This is a genomic window from Actinomyces provencensis, from assembly GCF_900155435.1.
Lineage (GTDB): Bacteria > Actinomycetota > Actinomycetes > Actinomycetales > Actinomycetaceae > Pauljensenia > Pauljensenia provencensis.
This window is the reverse complement of the sequence record NZ_LT700212.1, coordinates 622,328-633,625: the sequence shown is the minus strand read 5'-3', so window position 1 is coordinate 633,625 and position 11,298 is coordinate 622,328. Positions and strand designations below refer to the sequence as shown.

The 11,298-nt window shown below is 70.7% G+C and carries 10 protein-coding genes and 1 pseudogene; 9 read left to right on the top strand and 2 right to left on the bottom strand.

Going from position 1 to position 11,298, the window contains the following annotated elements; genetic code table 11:
• The 9 genes and pseudogenes from BQ9890_RS02700 to deoC form a co-directional block, all read left to right on the top strand.
• Positions 1-209 (top strand): annotated as a pseudogene (locus BQ9890_RS02700) (mannose-1-phosphate guanylyltransferase); the annotation flags it as partial.
• A 124-nt stretch (positions 210-333) separates the two neighbouring features.
• Positions 334-1,422, top strand: a complete 1,089-nt coding sequence (locus tag BQ9890_RS02695; protein WP_075889170.1) for a BMP family lipoprotein — start codon at positions 334-336, stop codon at positions 1,420-1,422.
• Between the two features lie 238 nt (positions 1,423-1,660).
• Entirely contained in the window at positions 1,661-3,217 is a 1,557-nt protein-coding gene (locus tag BQ9890_RS02690; protein WP_075889168.1) for an ABC transporter ATP-binding protein, read from the top strand.
• Positions 3,214-4,464, top strand: coding sequence for an ABC transporter permease (locus BQ9890_RS02685; RefSeq protein ID WP_230297787.1), 1,251 nt, complete (start codon positions 3,214-3,216; stop codon positions 4,462-4,464). Before BQ9890_RS02690 ends, BQ9890_RS02685 begins: the two co-directional genes overlap by 4 nt.
• Entirely contained in the window at positions 4,461-5,750 is a 1,290-nt protein-coding gene (locus tag BQ9890_RS02680; protein WP_075889166.1) for an ABC transporter permease, read from the top strand. Before BQ9890_RS02685 ends, BQ9890_RS02680 begins: the two co-directional genes overlap by 4 nt.
• A gap of 85 nt (positions 5,751-5,835) precedes the next feature.
• Entirely contained in the window at positions 5,836-6,276 is a 441-nt protein-coding gene (locus BQ9890_RS02675) for a cytidine deaminase (RefSeq protein ID WP_075889164.1), read from the top strand.
• Positions 6,273-7,571: a thymidine phosphorylase gene (locus BQ9890_RS02670; RefSeq protein WP_075889162.1), complete on the top strand. Its 1,299-nt coding sequence runs from the start codon at positions 6,273-6,275 to the stop codon at positions 7,569-7,571. The genes BQ9890_RS02675 and BQ9890_RS02670 overlap by 4 nt, the downstream gene beginning before the upstream one ends.
• Entirely contained in the window at positions 7,568-8,323 is a 756-nt protein-coding gene (locus BQ9890_RS02665; protein WP_075889160.1) for a hypothetical protein, read from the top strand. Before BQ9890_RS02670 ends, BQ9890_RS02665 begins: the two co-directional genes overlap by 4 nt.
• Positions 8,324-8,498: 175 nt before the next feature.
• A complete protein-coding gene (deoC, locus tag BQ9890_RS02660; protein ID WP_075889158.1) occupies positions 8,499-9,152 on the top strand; it encodes a deoxyribose-phosphate aldolase in 654 nt (217 codons plus the stop codon).
• Positions 9,153-9,415: 263 nt separating this feature from the next.
• Here the strand turns inward: deoC and BQ9890_RS02655 are convergent, their stop codons facing one another.
• Both BQ9890_RS02655 and BQ9890_RS02650 read right to left on the bottom strand, forming a co-directional pair.
• Positions 9,416-9,733 (bottom strand): DUF2087 domain-containing protein, encoded by a 318-nt coding sequence (locus BQ9890_RS02655; protein ID WP_075889156.1) that lies wholly within the window; start codon positions 9,731-9,733, stop codon positions 9,416-9,418.
• 31 nt (positions 9,734-9,764) lie between these two features.
• On the bottom strand, positions 9,765-11,298 hold a 1,534-nt coding region (locus BQ9890_RS02650; RefSeq protein WP_143226391.1), incomplete at its 5' end, for a phospho-sugar mutase.

Genomic DNA, 11,298 nt, shown 5'->3' with positions numbered 1-11,298 from the left:
GCGGGGACGCCGGGGACGCCGTGCGCGTGGACGCCCCCGCAACGGTGGTCTACACCGGGACCGGTCAGCGCGTGGTGCTGGTGGGGGTCGAGGACCTGGTCGTCGTGACGACGCCCGATGCCGTCCTCGTGACCCGGGACGCCGCAGCCCAGCAGGTCAAGCGCGCCGTGGACGAGCTCGCCGGGGAGGGGCGCACGGACCTCCTCTGAGCGGCGTCGATTCCCAAGGACTGGTTGCGATTGGGCAACGACGTGATGTGGGGCCCTGTCCACTGGTTAGGATTGTGTGACGTGCCGTCACAACGGCCGCCCCCATCGTCCCAGGAGGAAAGACGTGAAGAACACCCTCAAGTTCGGAGCCGCCACCGCGGTTGCCGCCCTCGCCCTCGCGGGTTGTGGTGCAGCGCCCGAGTCAGCATCCGGTGACCAGTCCGGCACTGACCAGTCCGGTGCGGCCGCCGGTTCCGTCAAGGCCTGCATGGTCTCCGACTCCGGTGGTTTCGACGACAAGTCCTTCAACCAGTCCGGTCACGAGGGCATGGACCGCGCGAAGACGGAGTTGGGCGTCGAGGTCGACTACGCCGAGTCCCAGCAGGACTCCGACTTCGTCCCCAACATCGAGAACATGGTCCAGGGTGGCTGTGACCTCATCGTGGGTGTCGGTTTCCTCATGGCCGACGCCATGAACGAGGCCGCCCTCAAGTACCCGGACGTCAAGTTCGCCCTGGTCGACTCGACCTTCGCGGACGCCCCGGAGAACTCCAAGGCACTGGTCTTCAACACCGCCGAGGCCGCCTACCTGGCGGGCTACGCCTCGGCGGGCATGACCACGACCGGCAAGGTCGGCACCTACCTGGGCATGCAGATCCCCTCCACCGCGGTCTTCGCCGACGGCTTCGCCGACGGCATCGCGAAGTACAACGAGGCCAACGGCACCTCCGTCCAGCTGCTCGGCTGGGACAAGGAGGCCCAGACGGGCATGGCCACCGGCGACTTCACCGACACCTCGAAGGGCAAGCAGTTCACCACCCAGCTGATCCAGCAGGGCGCGGACATCATCATGCCTGTCGCGGGTCCCGTCGGTGAGGGCACCCTGGCCGCCGCCAAGGAGGCCGGCAACGCCTCCGTCGTGTGGGTCGACGCCGACGGCTTCGAGACCCAGCCCGACTACGGCGACATCATCCTGACCTCCGTCATGAAGGAGATCGGCCAGGCCGTCTTCGACACCGTCAAGACCGTCCAGGACGACTCCTGGACCCACGACGACTACATCGGCACCATCGCCAACGGTGGCGTCGGCATCGCGCCGTTCCACGACTTCGACTCCAAGGTCCCCGACGAGCTGAAGTCCCAGATCTCCGACCTCGAGTCCCAGATCAAGGACGGCACCATCACGGTCGAGTCGGAGAACTCACCCAGCTGACAACCTGAGGTCTCGACCCCAGTGACGGGGGCGCAGGGCGGATGCCCTGCGCCCCCGTCGTTTCCGCGGTCAGCCTTCCCCGCCCCGCTGTGCGGCACGGAGCGGTGTGTGTCGGAGAGGGCCGCGCAAGCGAGTAGGTTGGGTGACGGAGTCACCTCCGGACCAGCCCGATTCCAGATAGACTCATCAGCCCGCCCGGACAGTGACGCCTCGGGCACACAATTCCGAAGGAACCGATGTGAAACTTGAACTGGAGGGGATCACCAAGGTTTTCGGGCCGCTCGTGGCCAACGACCACATCGACCTGGTCGTCGAACCCGGTGAGATCCACGCACTCCTCGGCGAGAACGGCGCGGGCAAGTCCACGCTGATGAACGTCCTCTACGGCCTCTACCAGCCCGATGACGGCCGCATCGTCATCGATGGCACGCCCGTCTCCTTCCAGGGACCCGGGGACGCGGTGGCCGCCGGCATCGGGATGGTCCACCAGCACTTCATGCTGGTCCCCGTCTTCACGGTCGCGGAGTCCGTCGCCCTGGGCTACGAGCCCGTCGGTGCCCTGGGGGTCATCGACAAGGACGCAGCCCGCGACAAGGTCCGTGAGCTCTCCACCCGCTTCGGTTTCGACATCGACCCGGATGCGGTCATCGAGGACCTCTCCGTCGGTGCCCAGCAGCGCGTGGAGATCATCAAGGCACTCTCGCGCGATGCGAAGGTGCTGATCCTCGACGAACCCACCGCGGTGCTCACGCCCCAGGAGACCGACGAACTCATCGGCATCATGGGGGAGCTGCGCGACGCCGGGACGTCCATCGTCTTCATCACCCACAAGCTGCGCGAGGTCCGTGCCATCGCCGACAGGATCACGGTCATCCGACGCGGCAAGGTGGTGGGCGAGGCCGAGCCGACCTCCACCGAGTCCGAGCTGGCCTCCCTCATGGTGGGGCGCGCGGTGGACCTCGGGGTCGACAAGGATCCCGCCCAGCCGGGCGACCCGGTGCTGAGCTTCCGGGAACTGTCGGTCCTGGACGAGACCGGGCACGTGGCCCTGGACCACATCGACCTCGACGTCCACGCCGGGGAGATCCTCTGCATCGCAGGTGTCCAGGGCAATGGTCAGACCGAACTGTGTGAGACGACGCTGGGTTCGATCAGGCCCGACGCCGGCACCATCTCCCTGGACGACACGGACATCGCCGGGCTGAGCATCCGCCAACGTCTGGAGGCGGGGCTCGGCTACGTCCCCGAGGACCGCTCCGAGGACGGCATGATCTCCACCTTCAGCATCGCGGAGAACATGGTCCTCGACCAGTACTACCACGAGCCCTTCGCCAAGGGGATCTCGATGGACCTGGGCCGGGTCCACGCCCATGCGGAGTCCCTGCGTGACGAGTTCGACGTGCGCGTGACCTCCGTGGACGACCCGATCTCCACCCTCTCGGGCGGCAACCAGCAGAAGACCATCCTGGCGCGAGAGCTCTCGCGCCCCCTGCGCGCCCTCGTCGCCTCCCAGCCCACCCGAGGCCTCGACGTCGGCTCCATCGAGTTCGTGCACACCCGGATCGTGGAGGAACGGGACAAGGGCACGGCGGTTCTCGTCGTCTCCACCGAGCTCGACGAGGTCACCGCCCTGGCGGATCGGATCGCAGTCATGTACCGCGGTCGCATCGTCGGGATCGTCGGCCCCGACACCCCCCGTGACGTGCTGGGCCTGATGATGGCAGGAGTCCCACTGGAGGACGCCCGAGCAGAGGCCCAGGCCCATCCCACCACCATTGAGGAGGCCGTAGAGTGAGCATCGTCCAGACCGAGCCTGCAGCACCCGAGGAACTGGAACCCAAGCGCAGCTCGAACTGGCTCACGCGGATTCTCCAGCAGTTCTTCAGCCCGTCCGTCGGCACCATCGCCATGGCCATCGCGGTGGCACTGGTCATCGGAGCCCTCATCGTCGCGATCTTCGACGAGGACGTCCAGAGCACTGCCGGGTACCTCTTCGCCCGACCCGGCGACTTCCTGGCAGCCTTCGCCAATGCCTTCGGTGGCTTCTTCACCTCCCTGGTGCGCGGCTCCGTCTTCGACTGGACGCAGTCGAGTGCGGCCGCCGCCTTCCGCCCACTGTCAGAGACGCTCACCCGCGCGGTCCCCCTGATCATCGCCGGCCTCGCCATCGCGGTGTCCTTCACGGCGGGCCTGTTCAACATCGGCGTCCAGGGCCAGCTGCTCATCGGAGCGGTCGTCGGGGGCTACATCGGGTTCCAGTTCCAGCTCCCCGTGGTCATCCACCTGCTGGTCGCGATCCTCGGTGCGGTCGTGGGCGGTGCCCTGTGGGGATTCATTCCCGGCATCCTGAAGGCCCGACTCGGCGCCAACGAGGTCATCGTCACCATCATGCTCAACTCCGTGGCGGCCTTCCTGGTGCAGTTCCTGCTGACGACCAGGACCTTCGTCGGCCCCGGTGGTTACCCCGGCAAGTCCCAGGCCGTGGCTGCGACCGCCAAGTACCCGCAGATCCTGGGGTCAGGCTTCCGCCTCCACCTCGGATTCGTCATCGCCATCGTCGCGGCGGTGTTCGTGTGGTGGCTGCTCAAGCGCTCCACCTTCGGTTTCGAATTGCGTGCGGCCGGTGCGAACGCGTCCGCCGCACGCACCGCCGGCATCAATGTCCCGCGCACCCTGATGCTCACCCTCGTGATCTCCGGTGCACTGGCCGGCCTGGCGGGCACGGCACCCGTCCTCGGCACCGAAGGTGCCATCACCAACGGGGTGGCCGGTTCCTACGGCTTCGATGCGATCACGGTGGCACTGCTGGGACGCAACAGCCCCCTCGGCGTCGTCCTGGCGGGTACCCTCTTCGGTGCCCTCAACGCGGGAGGCGCAGTGATGCAGTCCTCCGCGGGCATCCCCGTCGACATCGTCCAGATCACCCAGGCGATCATCGTGCTGCTCATCGCCGCCTCGGAGGCCATCCGCCACCGTCGCGCACGCCAGACACTGGCCGCTCGCAGCGCGGAGGCCACCACCACGGAAGGAGCGGCGGCATGAGCACCCACACGACAACGGCCGCACAACCGGTACGCGCCACCGCTGCCGAGCAGGGGATCATCGCACCCGTCCAGTGGCGCAACCCCGTGGTCTCGACCATCCTCACGGTCCTCACCCTCGTGTTGGCACTGCTCTCGACCGGTGACTCGAGGGTGTCCTTCGCCGGGGCGACCGGTTGGTTCGCCATGGGCGAGCTCACCGTTCCCGCGCTCCCCTTCGGTCTGTTCCTCACGCTCCTCGCCGGCGTCGCCACCGCCCTCATCTGGGCCCGTGCGCTCCAGCGCCGCCAGGCCTCGGGCTGGCTGATGGTCCTCGCCGGGGTCGCCTTCGTCCTCACCTTCCTGGTCTGGACCGTGGCCGACAAGCCCGACGCCGTCCTGCCAGTCGTCTCCCTGCTGGCAGGCGGCCTCATGTTCGCCACGCCCCTGGTGTTCGGCTCCCTGTCGGGTGTCGTGTGCGAGCGCTCCGGCATCATCAACATCGCCATCGAGGGTCAGCTGCTCGCCGGCGCCTTCCTGGGCGTCGTGGTGGCCTCCGCGGCGGGCAGCCCGTGGCTGGCCCTCCTCGGAGCGCCCATCGCAGGCATGCTCGTGGCCGTGCTCCTGGCGCTGTTCACCATCAAGTACCGTGCGGACCACATCGTCGTCGGTGTGGTGCTCAACATGCTGGTCCTGGGCATGACCTCCTTCCTCTTCTCGACCCTGCTCAAGCAGACGCCGTCCCTCAACCGGGGGACGCGCCTGCCGGTCATGGGGATTCCGGTGCTCAAGGACATCCCCGTCATCGGGCCGGTGCTCTTCAACCAGACGATCCTCGTCTACCTCATGTACGCCGCGGTCATCGTGCTCCAGTTCATGGTGTTCAACTCCCGGTGGGGCCTGCGCATGCGTGCCAGCGGTGAACACCCCCGGGCGGCCGACACCGTGGGAATCAAGGTCAACCGCATCCGCTGGCAGAACGTCATCCTCGGTGGCGCGCTGGCGGGCCTGGGCGGCGCCTTCTTCACCGTCGGCCAGGGTCTGGCCTTCACCAAGGACATGGCTGCCGGCAACGGCTTCATCGCCCTGGCCGCCATGATCCTGGGACGCTGGAACCCCAAGGGAGCCCTGGGCGCGGCACTCCTGTTCGGCTTCGCGACGAACCTGGGTGCCGTCATGCAGGCGGTGGGGGCGGACATCCCCTCCCAGTTCCTGCTGATGATCCCCTACATCGTCACGATCCTCGCCGTCGCGGGATTCGTGGGCGCCGTGCGGGCCCCGGCGGCCGAGGGCAAGGCATACCCGTGACCGGCATGCGGGTCCGCCCTCGTACCCCCCGCAGCGGGGGCGCACGAGGGCGGGGCGCCGCGCGCCATGCGGAAGGACGACGACCATGACGGACACGATGACCACCACCGACGCCGCGACCTGGGCGATGCTGCACGAGGAGGCGGTGTCCGCGATGGGGCGTGCCTACGCGCCCTACTCCGGCTACCCCGTCGGCGCTGCCGCCCTGGTGGACGACGGACGTGTGGTGACCGGCTGCAACGTGGAGAACGCCGCCTACGGCGTCGCGCTGTGCGCGGAGTGCGGCCTGGTCTCCGAGCTGGTCAACACCGGCGGCGGCCGGCTGGTCGCCTTCGCGTGCGTCAATGCCCGGGGTGAGGCGATCTCCCCGTGCGGGCGCTGCCGACAGGTGCTCATGGAGCACGGGGGCCCCGGGCTGCAACTGGCCATGCCCGGTGGCACCATGACGATGGAGGAGGTCCTCCCCGGTGCATTCGGACGCGGGGACCTCGACGAGGTCAGGGACGACATCCAGGAGGACATGTGACCACCGAACCCTTCGACGCGGTCGACGTCATCGCCGCCAAGCGTGACGGCCGTCGGCTCGAGGACGCCCAGATCGACTGGGTCATCGACGCCTACACCCGGGGCGTCGTCGCGGACGAGCAGATGTCCGCCCTGGCCATGGCCGTCTTCCTCAACGGCATGGACCGCGCCGAGATCAAGCGGTGGACGGACGCGATGATCGCCTCGGGGGAGCGCATGGACTTTTCCTCCCTGCCCCGGCCCACCGCGGACAAGCACTCCACCGGCGGTGTGGGTGACAAGATCACCCTGCCGCTGGCGCCACTGGTGGCGGTCTTCGACGTGGCGGTGCCCCAGCTGTCGGGGCGCGGGCTCGGCCACACCGGCGGGACGCTGGACAAGATGGAGTCCATCCCCGGATGGCAGGCCGCCCTGTCCAACGAACGCATCATGGAGATCCTCGGCACCGGACCCGGGGCCGTGATCTGCGCGGCGGGGACCGGTCTGGCCCCGGCGGACCGGAAGCTCTACGCGCTGCGCGACACGACCGCCACGGTGGAGTGCGTGCCGCTCATCGCCTCCTCGATCATGTCCAAGAAGATCGCGGAGGGCACGGGTGCCCTGGTCCTGGACGTCAAGGTCGGGTCGGGGGCCTTCATGAAGACCCAGGAACGTGCCGAGGAGCTCGCGCGCACCATGGTCGACCTGGGCACCGACGCCGGGGTCGACACCGTCGCACTGCTCACCGACATGTCCACGCCGCTGGGGCTCACCGTCGGCAACGCACTGGAGGTGCGCGAGTCGCTGGAGGTGCTGGCCGGTGGGGGACCCGCGGACGTCGTGGAGCTGACGCTGGCACTGGCCCGCGAGATGCTGCGCCAGGCGGGCCGCCCCGACGCCGACCCGGAGGCGGCACTCAAGGACGGTCGTGCCATGGACCGCTGGCGGGAGATGGTCCGCGCCCAGGGTGGGGACCCCGAGGCACCCCTGCCCGTGGCCGACCACCTGGAGACCGTCGTGGCCGAGGCCGATGGCTTCCTCACCCGCCTGGACGCCCTCTCTGTGGGCGTGGCCTCCTGGAGGCTGGGGGCGGGGCGCGCCCGCAAGGAGGACCCGGTGCAGGCGGAGGCCGGCATCGAGATCCTCGCCAAGCCCGGGGAGCGCGTCGTGCGCGGCCAGCCGCTGCTCACCCTGCACACCCAGACCCCTGAGCGCTTCGAGCGCGCCCGCCAGGCGCTCTCAGGTGCGATCGCCATCGGCCCCGACGCCCCGGACCTGCCCGGCTCCGTGGTGCTGGGGCGCATCGATCCCCGGTGAGCCCCGATCCGGAGCGGTGCACCGACCCGGGCCCGGGCGGCACGGGTACGGCCGGGTACCGTGACGCCGCCGACCCGGTGCCGGATGCCACCGCCGTGGAGGTCAGCACGCCGTCGGCGGATGCGCGACCCGGACGGGGCCGGAGGAGTCTGCCCTCCCAGGTCGATCCGACGACCTGCGGGATCGCGGCACTCGCCGCCGTCACCGCCCGGGCGGGGGTGCACCCGGCCTACCTCGACGCACCGAGGGTCCGACAGGCGCAGACCCAGCGCTCGCTGCACGCGCTCGCTGCCCGGACCGGTGCACCGTGGCCCCAGGCATGGGGTACGTCGCCCTGGGCACTGGCCCGTCTGGCGGGGCGCGCGACCGGTCACCGGTACGGCATCCTGCCCTGGGGGCCGTCGGCCCTCGTGGCCCTGGACGCTGCCCGCGCACGCGGGGAGGACTCCTTCCTCTACGTCGGTGGCGGCTCCGCGACGTCCGGCGGGACGGGGGAGGGCCACGGCCCCGTGCGCCGCACGCTCGAAGGGGCAGCACGGGCATTCGACCGATGGGGGATCGACATCTTCCCGCGCCACGTCGTCGCGCTGCTGGGGGACGACGGACCCGCGGGCTCCTGCACGGTCTTCGAACCCTCGTCGGGGCACGTCAGGGAGGTGCCGTGCGCCGTCCTGGAGGGCCCGTGGCCACTGCCGGGGCGGGAGTTCGGGCACTGGGCCAGACCCCTCCTGGCCGTGACGCCTGTGACCTGATCCCACACGGGGACCGGGTGCCGGGTGCGCCGACGCCTCCGCCCAGGTCCACGGTTGCAGGTCCCGGTGTCCGCCCCGGTCCCGGTGCCCTGTCCGACCGATCCACCGACCACATGCCCACCCGGGCACCACAATCCGCACCCGGAGCACAACCGGGAGAACACGAGGAGAGAACATGACCACCCGAACCGAACTCGCAGCGATGATCGACCACACCCTGCTCAAGCCCGAGGCGACGGACGCCGACGTCCGCGCCCTCGTCGCCGAGGCAGCCGAACTGGGGACCTACTCCGTGTGCGTCTCGCCGTCCGCGCTGCCCATCGAGGTCCCCGAGGGACTCCACGTCGCGTGCGTGTGCGGGTTCCCCTCGGGCGCGCACAAGCCGGAGGTCAAGGCCGCCGAGGCGGCCCGGGCCGCGACCGACGGGGCCGAGGAGGTCGACATGGTCATCAACCTGGGGCTGGCCAAGCAGGGCGACTGGACCGGCGTCGAGGAGGACATCCGGGCCGTGCGTGAGGCCTGCCCGGGAGCACTCCTCAAGGTCATCATCGAGTCCGCGGTGCTCACCGACGACGAGATCGTCGCCGCCTGCCGGGCCGCCGAGACCGCCGGTGCCGACTACGTGAAGACGTCGACCGGTTTCCACCCGGCCGGTGGGGCCTCCGTCCACGCCGTGGAGCTCATGCGCCGGACCGTGGGGGACCGCCTCGGCGTCAAGGCCTCCGGCGGGATCCGCACCGCCGAGGCCGCGGAGGCGATGGTCGCCGCCGGCGCCTCACGCCTGGGCCTGTCCGCCTCGCGGGCGATCCTGGAGTCCCTCCCCGCCTGACCGCGAAGTCCGCTCAGTTCGGGGCTCGAAGTCCGCTCTGTTCTGACCGCGAGGTCCGCTCAGTTCGGGGGTCGAAGTCCGCTCTGTTCTGACCACGAGGTCCGCCCTCGTCCCCGCCCCGGCCCACCGACCCCGTCGGTGGGCCGCCGTGCGCGCGGGGCCCGTCGTCCCTGCCCCGGGCGGTGGGGTGCCCCGCACCGTCCGGTGGGCCGACCCTCGGGAGTGGGGGAGACCCGACGAGGGCGACCCGGGCGCAGTCGCTCCTACAGGTCGGCCGTGCCGGTGGTCGGGGTCGGCTCCGGCGGCACCTGCCCCAGCCAGTAGTCACTCCCGTCCGCAGTGCGGTGCACCCGTCCGGAGTCGACGAGCAGCCTGCGCATGAGCACCGGGTCGTCCACGACACCGGCGAGACGCTCGGTGAGCCGGCGTTCGTCGACGTGCTCGCCCTCGTCGAGGACCGACGCCGCCACCAGGTCGAGCACGGGCCCACGCGCCCCGTGGCGCCGCGGGAGGTCTCGGAGGCGTCCGTCCCTGAAGAACCGACGGCGGGCGTCCACGTGTGCGGGGGAGTCGTGATCCACGGTCCCCAGCGTACGTGGGCGCCCGCTCGCCTCAGATCCCCAGCGCGGCCCTCATGTCGTCCTTGACGGCCTCCAGGCGCTGCGCCGCCGCGATCCGCGCAGCCGTCACGTCCCCGCCCCGGACGGGCACGATGACCTCGCAGTAGCACTTGAGCTTCGGCTCCGTCCCGGACGGACGCGCCACCACGCGGTCGTCGGCCGCGGTGCGGAAGGAGAGCCCGTCCGTCGGGGGCAACTCGGGGGAGCCGAGCGACAGGTCGATGGTCTCCACGACCTCCGACCCCGCCAGGGAGGGCACGCCGTGGGCACGCAGGTTCGCCATCCCGGTGGTGATCAGCGACAGGTCCTCCACCCGGATCGTGAGCGGGGAGGTGGCGTGGAGGCCGTACTCGACGGCCAGCTCGTCCAGGACACCCAGGAGGCTGTCCCCGGCCGACTTGCGCTGCCAGGCCAGGGTCGCCAGCTTCAGGCAGGCCGAGATGCCGTCCTTGTCCCGCACGAACCCCGGGTCGACGCAGTAGCCGAGGGCCTCCTCGTAGCCGAAGACCAGGCCGTCCACCCGCGAGATCCACTTGAACCCCGTCAGCGTGTTGCGGTGGCCCACCCCGTGGCTCGCGGCGATGCGGCCCAGCAGGCGTGAGGACACGATCGAGTTCGCGAGGATCGCCCCGCGGGCGCTGACACCCTCGCCGGAGCCCTCACCCTCGTGCTCGCGCGCCGCCTGCAGGCCCAGGACGTCACCGACCTCGTCACCGCTGAGCTGGCGCCACCCGCCCTCGACGGTCGGGTCGGGCACGGCCGCGGAGCACCGGTCCGCGTCGGGGTCGTTGGCGAGGATGATGTCGGCGTCCACGCGCCGTGCGAGGTCCATGGACAGGTCCAGGGCGCCGGGCTCCTCCGGGTTGGGGAAGCGGACGGTGGGGAAGTCCGGGTCGGGTTCCTGCTGCTCGGCGACCACGTGCACGTCCGCGAAGCCTGCGCGGTGGAGGGCCTCCAGTGCGGGCGCACCGCCGACCCCGTGCATCGAGGTCAGCACGATGCGCAGGTCCTTGTCCCCCGAGGGCACCAGGGAGACGGCGCGGTCGAGGTAGGCCTCGAGGATGTCCTCGCCGAGCACCTCCCAGCCGTCCTCGGCGCGGGGGACGGAGGCGACGGAGGGGACGGCGCGGATCGCCTCGAAGATCTCGCTGTCGAAGGGGGGCACGATCTGGGCTCCCTGACCGGAGTCGGTCACGACGCGTCCGCCCAGGTAGACCTTGTAGCCGTTGTCCTCGGGCGGGTTGTGCGAGGCGGTCACCATGACGGCGGCGTCGCAGTCCAGGTGTCGCAGCGCGAAGGCGGTGACCGGTGTGGGGAGTGCGCGGGGCAGCAGGAACGCGCGTCCGCCCGCGGCCACCGCCACGGCCGCCGTGTCCAGGGCGAACCGGTGGGAGTTGTGGCGGGGGGCGGAGCCGGTGACCACCGGGGAGCCGGCGCCGGCGCGGGCGTGGGGGGGCTTCCTTAGGCCCCCCCCCCCCCGGGGGGCCCCCGCCCGGGTCCTGCGGGGGGGGGGGCCGCCCCGGGGG